Below are 14,948 nucleotides of genomic sequence, written 5' to 3' on the forward strand. Positions count from 1 at the left end.
GGTGACCCGGGACCTCACGCACGCCGGGCCGCAGGCCGGCCCGGCGACGCCCAAGGCCGTCGGCGCGGTCTGGGCGCTGCTGATCCTCAACACGCTCGGCTCCGCCGGCGCGCAGACCGTCATCCCGCTGCCGCGCTCCCTCATCCAGATGGTCACCATGGGCTCGCTGGTGTCCGCGTTCGCGCTGGCGCTCGTCCTCAACCTCCGGCTGCGGATCCGGCCCAGCGCCTACCTGTTCCTGCTGACCGTGCTGCTGGTGCTGAGCGTGATCTCCAGCGCGCACCTGGAGTCCGGCTTCGGCGCGCTGTTCCGCTGCTTCCGGCTGGCGCTCTTCGTCGGCACGCTGTGGCTGCTCAGCCGGTGGTGGGACGGCGGCGAGACGTTCGTCCGCCACCACATCCGGGCGTACTCCGCGGTGCTCGCCTCGGTGGCCGCAGGCCTGGTCGTCTCACCGGGCGCGGCGATGCCCGAGCTCTACGGCGGACGGCTGGTCGGCGCGCTGTGGCCGCTGACCCCGCCGCAGATCGGCCAGTACGCGGCGGTGATCATCGGGCTCACCGTGCTGCTCCTCCTGGGCGGGCGGACCACCAGGGGCAGCGCGGCAGCCGTCATCGTGCCGTCCTTCGTCCTGCTCGCGCTGACCCACACCCGGACGGCCACGCTCGGCCTGATCCTCGGGCTGGCCCTGGCGATCGGCTCGCTCGTCCTGACCAGCGCCGCCGCCCGCCGGTTCTTCACCCGGGCGGTGCTGTGCGCCGCCGTGGCCGCCGTGGCGCTCGGCTCCCTGCTCCAGGCGTGGTTCCTGCGCGGCCAGAGCCAGGAGAACTTCTCCAGCCTCACCGGCCGGGCCAAGGTCTGGGACGCCCTGCTCGCGGCGCCCCGGACGACGACGGAGCAGCTGTTCGGCGCCGGACTGGGCGACAAGTCCTTCGGCGGGCTGCCGATCGACAACAGCTGGCTGGCCGTCTACAACGAACAGGGCCTGGCGGGCGTCGCGATCGTGGCGGCGATCATCATCGTGCTGGGCGGCGTCGCGCTGCTGCGCCCGCCCTCGCTGGCGCGGGCCTGCGCGATCTTCCTGATCGGCTACTGCGCGATCGCCTCCTACACCGAGGCCGGACTGGGCGACGCCTCGCCGTACCTGCTCCACCTGACCGTGGCCGCCGGGCTGCTGGCCGCACCCGCCCCGGTTGAACTCCCAAAACCCGTACTGCACCGAGCCCAGAGATCGGAGGTGACCTGATGCACGTCCTCGTGGTGCACAACCGCTACTCCTCGGCGCAGCCGAGCGGGGAGAACAAGGTCGTCGACCAGGAGGTGGGGCTGCTGCGCGAGGCCGGCCACCGGGTCGAGCTGTTCGAGCGGCGCAGTGACGACATCGGGGCCCGGTCCCTGCCGGGCAAGGTCGCGGTGCCGCTGCTGGTGCCGTGGAACCCGGCGGCCCGCGCGGAGCTCGCCGCCCGGCTGCGCCGCGAGCGGCCGGACGTGGTGCACGTCCACAACGTCTTCCCGCTGCTGTCGCCCGCGGTGCTGGCCGCCTGCGCCGACGCCGGCGTGCCGGCCGTCGCGACGCTGCACAACTACACCCAGGTGTGCCCGCCGGGCACGCTGCAGCGGGACGGGCGGCCGTGCACCGAGTGCGTCGGGGGGTCACCGCTGCCCGCCGTCCGGCACGGCTGCTACCGCGGCTCCCGGCTGGCGACGGTGCCGCTGGCGCTGAGCCTGGCGGTCAACCGGCGGCGGTGGTGGTCCGGCGTGGAGCGGTTCTTCTGCATCTCGGCGGCGCAGCGCGACGTCCTGGTGCGGGCCGGCCTGCCGGCCGGACGGCTGGCGGTGAAGCACAACTTCGTGCCCGAGCCGGGCGTGCTCCGCACGGGTGCCGGTGAGCACGTGCTCTACCTCGGCCGGCTCGCGGAGGCCAAGGGTGTGCGGCTGCTCATGGCCGCGTGGGACGCGATCGCCGCCGACGGCGGCGTGGGCGTGCCGCTGGTGATCGCCGGAGCGGGACCGCTGGAGCCGGAGGTGGCGGTGTGGGCGGCGGGCCGGGACGACGTGCGGTTCGCCGGCCTGTACGACACGGCGGAGTGCCGGGAGGCCGTCGCGCGGGCGGTGGCCGTGGTGGCGCCCTCGACGTGGCTGGAGGCGTTCGGCCTGGTGGTCGTGGAGGCGATGGCGGCCGGGGTCCCGGTCGTCGCCGCGGGGCACGGCGCCTTCGTCGAACTCGTGGAGGACGGCGTGACCGGGCTGCTGCACGAGCCCGGCGACGCGGCCTCGCTCGCGACCGGCCTGCGCCGGATCGCGGCGGAGCCGGAGCGCAACCGGGAGATGGGACTGGCGGCCCGGCGCCGTTACGAGCAGGCGTTCAGCCCGGCCGTCGGGCTGGAGCGCCTGGTGGAGGGGTACCGCACCGCGATCGCGGGTCGGGCCGGCGGCGCCGAGGGCGCGCCGCCGCAGGGAACGGACAACGCAGGCCCGCGACGGGGATCCCGCGCGGGCAGGAGTGGGGGCAATAGATGACATGCCGACTGTGCGGATCGGTGGCGCTGACGAGCGTCGTCGACCTGGGGGCGACACCGCCGTGCGAGAGCTTCCTCGCCGCGGACGAACTGGACCGGCCGGAACCGACGTACCCGCTGCACCTGCGGGTCTGCACCGAGTGCTGGCTCGCGCAGATCCCGCCGCTGATCACGCCGGAGGAAACGTTCACGCAGTACGCGTACTTCTCCTCCTACTCGACCTCCTGGGTGGAGCACGCGCGGACGTTCGTCGACGGCGCCGCCCAGCGCGTGGGTCTCGGCCCCGACGCCTTCGTGGTCGAGGTCGCGAGCAACGACGGCTACCTGCTCCGGCACGTGGTGGACCGGGGGATCCGCTGCCTCGGCATCGAACCCTCGGTCAACGTCGGCGCCGCGGCGCGCGACGCGGGCGTGCCCACGCTCACCGCGTTCCTCGACGAGGCCACCGGCACGGCCGTCCGCGCCGAACACGGCCCGGCGGACCTGGTCGTGGCGAACAACGTGTACGCGCACATCCCCGACGTGGTCGGCTTCACCAAGGGTCTGCGCGCCCTGGTCGCCGACGACGGCTGGGTCTCCATCGAGGTGCAGCACCTGCTGACCCTGATCGAGGAGAACCAGTACGACACGATCTACCACGAGCACTTCCAGTACTACACGGTCGCGTCCGCGACCCGGGCGCTCGCGAGCGGCGGACTCGCGCTCGTGGACGTCGAGCTGCTGCCCACCCACGGCGGCTCGATCCGGCTGTGGGCCCGGCCGGTGGAGGCGGCCGGCGAGCCGACGCGGCGGGTGGCCGAGGTGCTGGACCGGGAGAAGGCCGCCGGGCTCCAGGAACTGTCCGGCTACACCGAGTTCTCCGCCCGGGTGGCCAAGGTGCGCCGGGACCTCCTGCGCTTCCTCGTCGACGCGGCCGAGCGCGGCGAGACGGTCGTCGGCTACGGCGCCCCGGGCAAGGGCAACACCCTGCTCAACCACTGCGGCGTCCGGCCCGACCTGCTCCCGTACACGGTCGACCGCAACCCCTACAAGCACGGCAGGTTCACCCCGGGCACCCGCATCCCGATCCTGGCGCCCGAGCGGATCGCCGCCGACCGGCCCGACTACGTCCTCGTCCTCCCGTGGAACCTGCGCGACGAGCTGGTCGAGCAACTGTCCTTCGTCCACCAGTGGGGCGGCCGGCTGGTCTTCCCCGTCCCGGAACTCAGCATCGTCGAGGTGAAGCGGTGAAGGTCGTCCTGTTCTGCGGAGGTTACGGGCTGCGCATGCGCAGCGGAGCGTCCGACGACGTGCCCAAGCCGATGGCGATGGTCGGTCCGCGGCCGCTGATCTGGCACGTCATGCGCTACTACGCGTACTTCGGGCACACGGAGTTCATCCTGTGCCTCGGGTACGGGGCCCACCACATCAAGAACTTCTTCCTCAACTACGAAGAGACCACGTCCAACGACTTCGTGCTGCGCAACGGGAAGACCGAGCTGCTGTCCACCGACATATCGTCCTGGACGATCACCTTCGCGCAGACCGGCATCGAGTCGCCGATCGGCGAGCGGCTGCGCCGGGTGCGCCACCACCTGGACGGCGACGAGATGTTCCTCGCCAACTACGCCGACGTGCTCACCGACGCCCCGCTGCCCGAGATGATCGAGCGGTTCTCCCGGCGCGACGCCGGCGCGTCGATGATGGTGGTGCCGCCGCAGTCCTCGTTCCACTGCGTGGACCTGGGCGAGGACGGCCTGGTCGGGGGCATCACCGCGGTGAGCGACATGCCGCTGTGGGAGAACGGCGGCTACTTCGTGCTCCGCCAGGAGGTCTTCGACCACATCCCGGAGAACGGCGACCTGGTCGCCGACGGCTGCGCCCGACTCGCCAAGCAGGGGCGGCTGGTGGCGCACCAGCACCGCGGCTTCTGGAAGCCGACCGACACGGTGAAGGAGCGGGCCGCGCTCGACCTCGCCTACGCCCGGGGCGACCGCCCGTGGGCCGTGTGGGAACGGGACGGCGCGAACACCGTGGGAGCCAAGGCGTGATCCGGCTCGGCGCGGGGCGCCTGGACCGGATCGTCGCCGTGGGGGCGCACTGCGACGACATCGCCATCGGCGCCGGCGGCACGCTGCTGACGATGTGCCTCGCGCGGCCGGGCATCCAGGTGGACGCGCTGGTCCTCTCCGGCGGCGGCAGCGAGCGCGAGCAGGAGGAGCAGGCCGCGCTCGCCGCCTTCTGCCCGGGCGCCGACCTGCGCCTGACCGTCCTCAAGCTGCCGGACGGCCGGCTGCCCGCGTACTGGGACGAGGCCAAGGCCGCCGTCGAGGAACTGCGCGGGCGGACCGAGCCCGACCTCATCCTCGCCCCGCGCACCGACGACGCCCACCAGGACCACCGCGGCCTGGCACAGCTGCTGACCACCGCGTTCCGCGACCACCTCGTGCTCGGCTACGAGATCGTCAAGTGGGACGGCGACCTCGGCCGGCCCACGGCCTACCAGCCGCTCACCCCGGAGACCGCCGAACAGAAGGTGCGGCTGCTGCAGGAGCACTACCCCTCGCAGCGGCACCGCCCCTGGTACGACCGCGAGGCCTTCCTCGGGCTCGCGCGGATCCGCGGCATCGAATGCCACGCGCGCTACGCCGAGGCCTTCGCCACCACCAAACTCACGCTCGACCTCGGCACTCTCAACCTGGGGGGTTGAACCCATGCGCGTACTGCTGACCGGACACCAGGGCTACCTGGGCACCGTGATGGCCCCGGTCCTCGCCGCCGCCGGGCACGAGGTCGTCGGCCTCGACGCCGGCCTGTTCGCCGACTGCGTCCTCGGCCCGAAGCCCGCCGACCCGCCGGGAACGCGGGTCGACCTGCGCGACGTCACCGCCGACCACGTCGCCGGCGTGGACGCCGTGATCCACCTGGCCGCGCTGTCCAACGACCCGCTGGGCTCGCTCGCGCCGGACCTCACCTACGACATCAACCACCACGCCTCCGTCCGGCTGGCCGAACTGGCCCGCGACGCCGGAGTGCGCCGCTTCCTGTACGCCTCCACCTGTTCCGTCTACGGCGCCGCCGGCGGCGACGAGCTGGTGTCCGAGGACGCCCCGCTGCGCCCGGTGACGCCGTACGCGGAGTCCAAGGTGCGGGTGGAGGACGACCTGCACGCCCTGGCCGACGGCGACTTCAGCCCGGTGTACATGCGCAACGCCACAGCCTTCGGCTACTCGCCCCGGCTGCGCGCCGACATCGTGCTGAACAACCTGGTGGGCCACGCGCTCCTGTCCGGCGAGGTGCTGGTGCTCTCCGACGGCACGCCCTGGCGCCCGCTGGTCCACGCCGCCGACATCGCCCGCGCCTTCGCGGCCGCGCTGACCGCGCCGCGCGAAGCCGTGCACGACCGGGCGTTCAACATCGGCAGCGAGGTCAACAACGTCACCGTCGCCGAGATCGCGGAGCAGGTCGCCGAGGCGGTGACCGGCGCGCAGGTGGTGATCACCGGCGAGAACGGCGCCGACCCGCGGTCGTACCGGGTGGACTTCTCGCGGTTCCGCGCCGCGCTGCCCGGCTTCGACTGCGAGTGGACGGTGAAGCAGGGCGCGCTCGAACTCGCCGACGCCTACCGCACGTTCGGTCTGACCCGGGAGGACTTCGAGCGCCGCTTCACCCGGCTGGCCGTGCTGCGCGAGGCGTCCTCCGCCGGAGCCGTCGACGAGACCCTGCGGTGGCGCCGGTGACCGGGCTCGGCGAGGAGATGCACGCACTGGTGGAGCGGCTGTACCCGCTCTGCCGGAGCATCACCGGCGACGGCGTGCGCGCCACCCTGGACATCGTCGGCGAGTACGTTCCGCTCCAGGTGCACGAGGTCCCGACCGGGACGCAGGTGCTCGACTGGACGGTGCCGCAGGAGTGGAACATCCGGGACGCCTACGTCGCCGACGCCGCGGGCAACCGGGTCGTCGACTTCGCCGCGTCCAGCCTGCACGTGCTCGGCTACAGCGTGCCGGTGGCGGCGACCATGCCGCTGTCCGAACTGCGCGGACACCTGCACACCCTGCCGGACCACCCGGCCTGGGTGCCGTACCGCACCAGCTACTACACGCCGGAATGGGGGTTCTGCCTGTCCCAGGAGACCCTGGACGGGCTGCCGGACGGCGACTACGAGGTGCGCATCGACTCCACCCTCGCGGACGGCCACCTCACCTACGCCGAGCACGTCGTCCCCGGGCAGGTCGCCGACGAGGTGATCGTCTCCTGCCACGTCTGCCACCCCGCGCTGGCCAACGACAACATGGCGGGCGTCGCGGTGGCGACCTATCTGGCACGGGAGTTGGCGGAGCGGAGCCCGTACTACACCTACCGCTTCATCTACGCGCCCGGCACGATCGGGGCGATCACCTGGCTGGCCCGCAACGCGGAGCGGATCGAGCGGGTCAAGCACGGGCTGGTGCTGGCCTGCGCGGGCGACCGGGGACGGCTGACGTACAAGCAGAGCCGGCGCGGCGACGCGGAGATCGACCGGGTGCTGCGGCACGTGCTGCGCACCTCCGAACGGCCGCACGACGTCGTCGAGTTCACCCCGTACGGCTACGACGAGCGGCAGTACTGCTCGCCCGGGTTTGACCTCGGCGTCGGCTCGCTGAGCCGGACCCCGTACGCCGGCTACCCCGAGTACCACACCTCGGCGGACAACCCGGACTTCGTCTCCCCGGAGGCGCTGGCGGACACGCTCGCCGTCTGCCGCGAGGCCTTCGCCGTGCTCGACCGCAACCGGCGCTACGTCAACCTCAGCCCGTACGGCGAACCGCAGTTGGGGCGGCGCGGGCTGTATGAATCGCTCGGCGGGCGCAGCGACGCCAAGCAGGCCCAGATGGCGATGCTGTGGGTGCTCAGCCTCTCCGACGGCGAGCACGGCCTGCTGGACGTCGCCGAGCGCTCCGGGCTGCCCTTCGACGCGGTCGCCGCCGCGGCCGACGCCCTGTGCGGCGCCGGTCTGATCAAGGCGTGACGCGGATGACCACCGAGGGGGTGAAGACGACGACCCCGGCCGGCCCGGCCGGGGAACCGGGGCGGACCGAGCAGGCCCGGCCCGCCAGGCGGGGCGTGCTCGGCCGGGTGTCCTGGGGGCTGGCCGACCAGGCGGTCACCAGCATGATCAACTTCGCGGTGGGCATCTACGTCGCCCGGGAGCTGGGGGTGCACGCGTTCGGCGTGTTCAGCCTGGCCTGGCTGACCTACGGCGTGGTGCTCAACGTCTCCCGCGGGCTGGCCACCGACCCGCTGATGGTGCGGTTCAGCGGCGTGCCGGAGGCGACCTGGCGCGCCGGTGCGGCCCGATCGTCCGGTGCCGCGCTCGCCGTCGGCGCCACCCTCGGCGCCGTCTGCCTGCTGGTCGGGCTCGGCCTCGGCGGCGACGTGGGGCCCGCGTTCGCGAGCCTCGGCGCCGCCCTGCCGGCGCTCCTGCTCCAGGATGCCCGGCGGTTCGCGTTCTTCGCGGCCGGCACCGGGCGGAAGGCCTTCGCCAACGACCTGGTGCAGGGCGTCGCACTCGTCCCGGCCATGGTCGTGGCGGCCCGGGTGGGCACCGTGCCCGCCTTCCTGCTGGCCTGGGGCGCCGCCGCGGCGGCCGCCGCCGGATACGGCTTCCTCCAGTCCGGCGTCCGGCCCCGGGTGACCGAAGCCCGCGGCTGGCTGCGCGAGCAGCGCGACCTCGGCAGCCGCTACCTGGTCGAGAACGTCAGCCTCAGCGGCGCCGGCCAGCTGCGGGCGTACGGGCTCGGCGCGATCGTCGGGGTCGGCGCGGTCGGTGCCGTCCGGGGCGCCGAACTCCTCCAGGGACCGTTCCTCGCCCTGCTGATGGGGCTCTCCCTGGTCACCGTGGCGGAGGCGGCCCGGGTCCTGCGGCGGACGCCCGAGCGGCTCGGCCGGTTCTGCTTCCTGCTGGGCGGAGGGCAGGCCGGCGCCGCGCTGCTGTGGGGCTCGGCCCTGCTGCTGATGCCCGACCGGGCCGGACAGTTCGTCCTCGGCGACGTCTGGCACTCCGCCTCCCGGCTCATCCTGCCGGCCACCCTCGGCGTCGCGGGCGCCGGCCTCGGCAGCGGCGCGGCCGCCGGGCTGCGCGCCCTCGCCGCGGCCCGGCGCAGCCTGCGCTGCCAGCTGTTCGCCTCCGCCTGCTACCTCGGCGGCGGGCTCGGTGGCGCCGCCGCGGCCGGCACGGTCGGCTCCGCCTGGGGCGTCGCCGGCGCGACCGCCTGCGGCGCCGCCGTCTGGTGGCTCCAACTGCGCGCCGCCCTGCGCGAGCACCACCGCACCCCGATCCCCGAAGTGAGGACCCCTTGACCGCCGTTCCCCGGCTGAGCATCGGCCTGCCCGTCTACAACGGCGAGGAGTACCTCGCCGAGTCGCTCGACGCCCTCCTCGGACAGACCTACGAGGACTTCGAGCTCGTCATCTCCGACAACGCGTCGACCGACGGCACCCAGGACATCTGCCGCACGTACGCCGCGGAGGACCCCCGGATCCGCTACCTGCGCCTGCCCCGGAACATCGGCGCCGCGCCGAACCACAACCACGTCTTCACCGAGTGCCGCGGCGAACTCTTCAAGTGGGCCTCACACGACGACCTGTACGCCCGGGACCTCCTGCTGCGCTGCGTGGAGGCGCTGGACGAACGCCCGGACGTCATCCTCGCCCACTCCGGCCAGGCCGTCATCGACGGCGACGGCCAGGTGAAGGTGCCCTACGAGTACGGGCTCGCCACCGACTCGCCGCACGCGCCCGAGCGCTTCCGCAGCCTGCTGTTCGAGCCCGGCGGCGACGACTTCTACGGGGTGATGCGGGCCGACGTGCTGCGCCGGGTGAAGCCGCACGACAGCTACCACCACGCGGACCGCACGTTCGTCGCCGAGATCACCCTGCACGGGCGCTTCCACCAGGTGCCGGAGCTGCTGTACTTCCGCCGCGACCACCCCACCCGCGCCGAACGGGCGAACCCCTCCAAGCGCTCCCGGTGCGTCAACCTGGACCCGCGCCGCGCCGGGCCGCTGCACCCGACGCCCCGGCTGCTCGCCGAGTACGTCTGGGGCTTCGCCTCGGCCGTCCGGCGGGCGCCGCTGTCGGCCGCCGACCGGCGCGCCTGCTACGGCCACCTGGCCGCCTGGATGACCAGCCGGGTCCGGCCCGGCGCCGGCGAGCGGGTCGAGGACCGGGCCCCGGCCGACCCGGGGCTGCTCACGGTCTCCGTCGACGCCCTCGTGGCCGGACGCGAGGGGCGGCGGGCATGACCCCCGTGCGGGTCGGGGTCTTCGGCCTGCTCGGCTCCGGCAACCTCGGCAACGACGGGTCGCTCGAAGCCGTGCTCGGCCACCTGCGCACCGAGCACCCGGAGGCCGTCGTCGACGCGCTGTGCGGCGGGCCCGAGGCCGTCACGGCCCGCTACCGGATCCCGGCGACGCGGCTGCACTGGTACCGCGGGGAGTACCGGACCGCCTCCCGGGCGGGTGCGGTCGCGGCGAAGGGCCTCGGCAAACTCGTCGACGCCGTCCGCACCGCCGCGTGGGTGCGCCGGCACGACGTGGTGATCGTGCCGGGCATGGGCGTCCTGGAGGCCACGCTGCCGCTGCGGCCGTGGGGCTTCCCGTACGCGCTGTTCCTGCTCTGCGCGTCCGGCCGGCTCTTCGGCACCCGGGTGGCGCTGGTCGGCGTCGGCGCCGCGCCCATCGCCGACCGGCCCACCCGGGCGCTGGTGCGCTGGTCGGCGCGCCTCTCCGCGTACCGGTCGTACCGGGACGAGCTGTCCCGCGACGCGATGCGGGCGATGGGCGTGGACACCGCGCGGGACGCGGTCCACCCGGACCTCGCCTTCGCCCTGCCGACGCCGGCCGCCCCCTCGTCCGGTGCTCCCGGCGTGGTCTGCGTCGGCGTCATGGACTTCCACGGCGGCAACGACGACCGGGCCAGGGCCGACGAGATCCACCGGCGCTACCTCGACGGGACGACCCGCTTCGTCCGCACCCTGGTCGAGGAGGGCAGGCCGGTCCGGCTGCTCACCGGCGACGACGTCGACGCGACGGTGGTCGCCGCGATCCTCGAAGCCGTCGACTCGCCGCTGGTCACCGCCGCCCGGACGGCGTCGCTGGCCGACCTGATGGAGGAGGCGGCGGCCGCCGACGCCGTGGTGGCGACCAGGTACCACAACCTCGTCTGCGCCCTGAAGGCCGGCACGCCGACGCTCGCCCTGAGCTACGCGGCCAAGAGCGACGCGCTCATGGAGCAGATGGGGCTGGGCACGTACCGCCACCCGGCGCGCGAGGTCGACGCCGACCGGCTGACCGAGCAGTTCCGGGAGCTGGAGAAGCGCTCGGCAGAGCTGCGGCAGACCCTCGCCGAGCGGAACCTGGCCGTGGCCCGGCGCCTCGACGACCAGTTCCGCGAGCTGACCAGGGTCCTCTTCCCGAGGACCGACCACGTTGTGAGGGAGGCGCCGTGAAGGCGACCCAAGTCCCGGCGATCGCCGGCGCGTACCTGTTCGAGCCGACGCCGTACGCCGACGAACGCGGCTTCTTCTGCCGCACCTTCGACGCCGACGTGATCCGCTCGGTGGGCCTCGACCCGGACGCCTTCGTCCAGCACAGCGTCTCCCGCTCGGTCGGCGGCGTCCTGCGCGGGCTGCACCTGCGCTCCGGCGCCGGCGAGGCCAAGCTGGTGCGCTGCTCGTACGGGCGGGTCTTCGACGTCGTCGTGGACCTGCGGCCGGACTCGCCGACCTACCGGAACCAGGCCCACTTCGAGCTGTCCGGCGAGACGCAGACGAGCGTCTACATCCCGGCGGGGTGCGCGCACGGCTTCCAAGCGCTGACGCAGACCACCGACGTCTCGTACCTGATCGACCGCCCGCACGATCCGGCCGAGGACGTGACGATCGCCTTCGACGACCCGCAGCTCGCCATCCCCTGGCCGCTGCCGCCCACGTCGATGTCCAAGCGGGACCGGGAGGCGCCGAGCCTCGCCGAGGTCCTGCGCCGGAACGAGAGCTGAGGACCGCGTGGACACCGAAGTCACCGAACCTGCCGAAGAGTTCGCCCTGCCCCGGTCGCGGGCGGCGAACGAGAAGCTGCACGCCCTGATCCCCGGGGGCGCGCACACCTACGCCAAGGGCGACGACCAGTACCCCGAGCACCTCGCCCCGGTCATCAGCCACGGCCGCGGCGCCCACGTGTGGGACGTCGACGGCAACCGCTACGTCGAGTACGGCTCCGGCCTGCGCTCGGTCAGCCTCGGCCACGCCCACCCGCGCGTACTGGAGGCGGTCCGGCGGGAACTGGACCGCGGCAGCAACTTCGTCCGCCCGTCCGTCGTGGAGGCCCGGGCCGCGGAACGCTTCCTGGAGACCGTGCCGACCGCCGAGATGGTCAAGTTCGCGAAGAACGGCTCCGACGTCACCACCGCGGCGGTGCGGCTCGCCCGCGCCGTCACCGGGCGCCCGCGAGTGGCCATCTGCGGCGACCACCCGTTCTTCTCCGTCGACGACTGGTTCATCGGCACCACGCCGATGTCCGCCGGGATCCCGGCGGCGATCACCGACCTCACCGTGGCGTACCCCTACGGCGACCTGGCCGCGACGGAGGAACTGCTCACCCGGTACCGGGGCGAGGTCGCCTGCCTGGTCCTCGAACCCGCCGGACACGCCGAGCCGCCGCCCGGGTACCTCGCCGGCCTGCGCGAACTGGCCGACCGGCACGGCTGCGTGCTGGTCTTCGACGAGATGATCACCGGCTTCCGCTGGTCCGAGGCGGGCGCCCAGGGCCTTTACGGCGTCGTGCCCGACCTCTCCACCTTCGGCAAGGCACTGGGCAACGGCTTCGCCGTCTCCGCGCTCGCCGGGCGGCGGGACCTGATGGAGTGGGGCGGGCTGCGCCACACCGGCGACCGGGTGTTCCTGCTGTCCACCACGCACGGCGCGGAGACGCACTCGCTCGCCGCCGCGATGGCCGTCCAGACCACCTACGTCGAGGAGGGCGTCACCGCCCGGCTGCACGCCCTCGGCGAGCGGCTGGCCGCCGGCGTCCGCGAGGCCGCCGTGGGCATGGGCGTCGGCGACCACGTCGTCGTCCGGGGCCGGGCCAGCAACCTGGTCTTCGCCACCCTCGACGAGAACCGGGAGCCCTCGCAGCAGTACCGCACCCTGTTCCTGCGCCAACTCCTCGCGGGGGGCGTCCTGGCCCCCTCGTTCGTGGTGAGCAGCGCGCTCGACGACGCCGACATCGACCGCACCGTGGCCGTGGTGGCCGGGGCCTGTGCCGTCTACCGCAAGGCACTCGATGCCGGCGACCCCACCCCGTGGCTGGGCGGGCGGCCGGTGAAACCCGTCTTCCGCCGCTTGGTGTGACGCGGCGTCACGGACGGCTCCGGCGGAGCTGGTCGGCTGCCAGGTCGACCAGCCACGCCGTCGCCGGCACCACCGCCAGCGCGGTGCACCAGCCGCCGAGGACGTCGGTCGGGTAGTGCGCGCCCAGCGCGACCTGCGCCCACCCCATGACGGCGCCCGCGACCAGCGCCGCGGCGAACACGAGCAGGGTGCCGGCCGCCCTGCGGGTCGCCACCATCGCCACCGCGAGGGCGAGCGACGTGGCGAAGGCGGTGTGCCCGCTCGGGTAGGACAGGTTGTCGCCGTGGATGGTGCGCCCCGCCAGGTGCTTGAGCAGCGTCGCCGTTCCCACGGCCGAACCGACGCCGACAACGACGAACGCAGCCGCGTGCGGACGCCGGAGCAGCAGGCAGCCCGCCACGATCGGCACGACCAGGGCCGCGGCTCCGACCGGCTCGCCCAGCGAATCCATGGCCAGGGCGATGGACCGCCACGGCGGCTCCACCCCGTACAACGCCCCCGCTATGCGCGCGTCCACCCCTCCGGGCTCGCTCGCGCCGGCGTAGCGGACGCCGAGCGCGGCGACCACCAGCGCCGCGAGGACCGCCACCAGCCCGAGCACGACGGCATGACGTGGGTGCTCCGGCAGGAGGCGCGGTTCAGCCATCGGTCCCGCGGTTCTCCTCGTCCCGGAGGTCGGCGAGGCGCGGATCGTCCAGGAGCTGCCTCAACTCGGCGCGGGGGAGAGCCAGGTGGTTCGCCGCATGCCGCTCGTCGCCGTCGAAGCAGAAGGCCGCGCGGATCTCCTCCTCCCAGCCCTCCGGATCCCGCTCCCGTCGTGCGGCGAGCTCCGCCACGCGCGCGTCCCGGACCGCGAGCGCTTCGTCGACGAGCTGCTCGCGCACGTCCGGGCGCTCGCGCACGGTCTTCGCGGACCACCAGTAGGGCCGGTCCTCCTCGGGCCGCACGTCCTCGTACACGGCGGCCAGCCCCAGCAGTTCGATCGGATTGTCCGCCCAGAAGGTGAACCCGTCCTTCTCGGCGAGCCAGGCGTCCAGCCCGTCCTCGTCCTCCTCGTCGGCGAGCTTCACCGTCAGGTGGTACCCCTGACGGCGCAGGAGCTGGAGGCATGTCTCCCAGACGTTGGCGTGACTTCCCAGTGAGGCCATGCGGCCAGCCTAGCGAGCCCGTGGCCGACGCCGGGCGACTCCGTCCGAAGCGGCCTCCGGCGCCTGGCCCGGCGCCGGCCGCCGAGCCGCCCCGGCCGGGCCTTCCGTCAGACGGGGACGTTCTTGATGACCGCCCCGGTCAGCGGCGAGAGCCGGTCGGACAGCGCGCCGAAGTCCGCGGTCCGGCCGTCGGACCACTGGGCCATGCCGACGAGCATCCCGTTCCCGTAGGACGCGAAGTTCTGCACGAGGCCGCTGTCGGCCGGCAGTTGGCGCAGGCCGGAGTCCTTGGGCGGGACCTGGACGGCGACCTGGTACGACGCGGGGTCGGAGGCCAGCACGTTGATGAGGTGCACGCACTCCATCGGGTCCTTCATGGTGAACAGCGCCAGGTCGTACTGGTTGCCGTCGGCGTCCTTGTACAGCGCCAGGTCGACGCCGACACAGCCGTGCCCCTGCGTGATCAGCCCGGCGAGGGTCGGCGCCACGGTGTCGGCGCCGGTGCAGCTCGGGTTCGCCACCTTCGCCACCAACGTGTACCCCTGCACCTGCGCCGGGAAGACGGACAGCGGGATCGCCGAAGCCGGAGCACCGGCCGACGCCGTCGCCGCGTGCGCCGAGGGGGCGGACGCGGCCGGCGCGGCGGCCGGTGCCCGGTCCGACGGCCGGAGCACGTACGCCGTCGCGCCGGCGGCCACCAGGAGGGCGGCGGCCACGGGAAGGACGAGCCGCCGCGAGCGCCGCGGCTTCGTCTGCCGGGCCTGCCGCGCCCGTTCGGCGGCACTCGGCTCCCGCACCGCGTTGTTCTTCTCGAACTCCCGGACGAACTCGTCCCACAGGTCGTCACCGGATTCACGCTTAGTCACAGCGCCAGACCTTAGTGATCACCGCCGACGCTGGGAAGTCGGGCGCCCG

The 14,948-nt window shown here is 73.7% G+C and carries 15 protein-coding genes; 12 read left to right on the top strand and 3 right to left on the bottom strand.

Annotated features, from left to right (window positions below; translation table 11 throughout):
* The first annotated feature begins 1 nt into the window (after position 1).
* From ACFVSN_RS17765 to ACFVSN_RS17820, 12 genes are read left to right on the top strand one after another with little or no spacing between them, the layout of a single operon-like run.
* Complete coding sequence (locus tag ACFVSN_RS17765; RefSeq protein WP_387956220.1) at positions 2 to 1,243, top strand: O-antigen ligase domain-containing protein; 1,242 nt, start codon at positions 2 to 4, stop codon at positions 1,241 to 1,243.
* Complete coding sequence (locus tag ACFVSN_RS17770) at positions 1,243 to 2,517, top strand: glycosyltransferase family 4 protein (protein ID WP_387955892.1); 1,275 nt, start codon at positions 1,243 to 1,245, stop codon at positions 2,515 to 2,517. The genes ACFVSN_RS17765 and ACFVSN_RS17770 overlap by 1 nt, the downstream gene beginning before the upstream one ends.
* Positions 2,514 to 3,746: a methyltransferase domain-containing protein gene (locus ACFVSN_RS17775; RefSeq protein WP_387955894.1), complete on the top strand. Its 1,233-nt coding sequence runs from the start codon at positions 2,514 to 2,516 to the stop codon at positions 3,744 to 3,746. The genes ACFVSN_RS17770 and ACFVSN_RS17775 overlap by 4 nt, the downstream gene beginning before the upstream one ends.
* Positions 3,743 to 4,546, top strand: a complete 804-nt coding sequence (locus tag ACFVSN_RS17780) for a glucose-1-phosphate cytidylyltransferase (RefSeq protein WP_380493027.1) — start codon at positions 3,743 to 3,745, stop codon at positions 4,544 to 4,546. The genes ACFVSN_RS17775 and ACFVSN_RS17780 overlap by 4 nt, the downstream gene beginning before the upstream one ends.
* On the top strand, positions 4,543 to 5,205 hold the full coding sequence (locus ACFVSN_RS17785) for a PIG-L deacetylase family protein (protein WP_380445000.1): 663 nt from the start codon (positions 4,543 to 4,545) through the stop codon (positions 5,203 to 5,205). The genes ACFVSN_RS17780 and ACFVSN_RS17785 overlap by 4 nt, the downstream gene beginning before the upstream one ends.
* A 4-nt stretch (positions 5,206 to 5,209) precedes the next feature.
* Entirely contained in the window at positions 5,210 to 6,235 is a 1,026-nt protein-coding gene (locus ACFVSN_RS17790; protein WP_380500278.1) for an NAD-dependent epimerase/dehydratase family protein, read from the top strand.
* Complete coding sequence (locus ACFVSN_RS17795; protein WP_387955897.1) at positions 6,223 to 7,506, top strand: DUF4910 domain-containing protein; 1,284 nt, start codon at positions 6,223 to 6,225, stop codon at positions 7,504 to 7,506. The genes ACFVSN_RS17790 and ACFVSN_RS17795 overlap by 13 nt, the downstream gene beginning before the upstream one ends.
* Before the next feature lie 5 nt (positions 7,507 to 7,511).
* Positions 7,512 to 8,837 (top strand): hypothetical protein, encoded by a 1,326-nt coding sequence (locus ACFVSN_RS17800; RefSeq protein WP_387955899.1) that lies wholly within the window; start codon positions 7,512 to 7,514, stop codon positions 8,835 to 8,837.
* Entirely contained in the window at positions 8,834 to 9,781 is a 948-nt protein-coding gene (locus tag ACFVSN_RS17805; RefSeq protein WP_387955901.1) for a glycosyltransferase family 2 protein, read from the top strand. Before ACFVSN_RS17800 ends, ACFVSN_RS17805 begins: the two co-directional genes overlap by 4 nt.
* A complete protein-coding gene (locus tag ACFVSN_RS17810; protein WP_387955903.1) occupies positions 9,778 to 10,986 on the top strand; it encodes a polysaccharide pyruvyl transferase family protein in 1,209 nt (402 codons plus the stop codon). The genes ACFVSN_RS17805 and ACFVSN_RS17810 overlap by 4 nt, the downstream gene beginning before the upstream one ends.
* Positions 10,983 to 11,534, top strand: coding sequence for a dTDP-4-dehydrorhamnose 3,5-epimerase family protein (locus ACFVSN_RS17815; RefSeq protein ID WP_387955905.1), 552 nt, complete (start codon positions 10,983 to 10,985; stop codon positions 11,532 to 11,534). Before ACFVSN_RS17810 ends, ACFVSN_RS17815 begins: the two co-directional genes overlap by 4 nt.
* Positions 11,535 to 11,541: 7 nt before the next feature.
* Complete coding sequence (locus ACFVSN_RS17820; RefSeq protein WP_387955907.1) at positions 11,542 to 12,885, top strand: glutamate-1-semialdehyde 2,1-aminomutase; 1,344 nt, start codon at positions 11,542 to 11,544, stop codon at positions 12,883 to 12,885.
* A 7-nt stretch (positions 12,886 to 12,892) separates the two neighbouring features.
* Here the strand turns inward: ACFVSN_RS17820 and ACFVSN_RS17825 are convergent, their stop codons facing one another.
* From ACFVSN_RS17825 to ACFVSN_RS17835, 3 genes are all read right to left on the bottom strand, one after another.
* Positions 12,893 to 13,531 (bottom strand): phosphatase PAP2 family protein, encoded by a 639-nt coding sequence (locus ACFVSN_RS17825; protein WP_387955908.1) that lies wholly within the window; start codon positions 13,529 to 13,531, stop codon positions 12,893 to 12,895.
* The gene (locus ACFVSN_RS17830; protein ID WP_387955910.1) at positions 13,524 to 14,033 is read right to left on the bottom strand and encodes a hypothetical protein; all 510 of its coding nucleotides are present in this window, start codon (positions 14,031 to 14,033) and stop codon (positions 13,524 to 13,526) included. Before ACFVSN_RS17830 ends, ACFVSN_RS17825 begins: the two co-directional genes overlap by 8 nt.
* Before the next feature lie 107 nt (positions 14,034 to 14,140).
* On the bottom strand, positions 14,141 to 14,899 hold the full coding sequence (locus tag ACFVSN_RS17835; RefSeq protein ID WP_387955912.1) for a hypothetical protein: 759 nt from the start codon (positions 14,897 to 14,899) through the stop codon (positions 14,141 to 14,143).
* Between the last annotated feature and the right edge of the window lie 49 nt (positions 14,900 to 14,948).

The sequence above is a fragment of the Kitasatospora sp. NPDC057904 genome (assembly GCF_042887925.1).
In the GTDB taxonomy this organism is placed as follows: Bacteria; Actinomycetota; Actinomycetes; order Streptomycetales; family Streptomycetaceae; genus Kitasatospora.

Bases quoted from the DNA above. Each gene is read 5' to 3' on its own strand.
- ACFVSN_RS17770 (WP_387955892.1), top strand. From the start codon at position 1,243: ATGCACGTCCTCGTGGTGCACAACCGCTACTCCTCGGCGCAGCCGAGC.
- ACFVSN_RS17775 (WP_387955894.1), top strand. From the start codon at position 2,514: ATGACATGCCGACTGTGCGGATCGGTGGCGCTGACGAGCGTCGTCGAC.
- ACFVSN_RS17790 (WP_380500278.1), top strand. From the start codon at position 5,210: ATGCGCGTACTGCTGACCGGACACCAGGGCTACCTGGGCACCGTGATG.
- ACFVSN_RS17800 (WP_387955899.1), top strand. From the start codon at position 7,512: ATGACCACCGAGGGGGTGAAGACGACGACCCCGGCCGGCCCGGCCGGG.
- ACFVSN_RS17810 (WP_387955903.1), top strand. From the start codon at position 9,778: ATGACCCCCGTGCGGGTCGGGGTCTTCGGCCTGCTCGGCTCCGGCAAC.
- ACFVSN_RS17825 (WP_387955908.1), bottom strand. From the start codon at position 13,531: ATGGCTGAACCGCGCCTCCTGCCGGAGCACCCACGTCATGCCGTCGTG.
- ACFVSN_RS17830 (WP_387955910.1), bottom strand. From the start codon at position 14,033: ATGGCCTCACTGGGAAGTCACGCCAACGTCTGGGAGACATGCCTCCAG.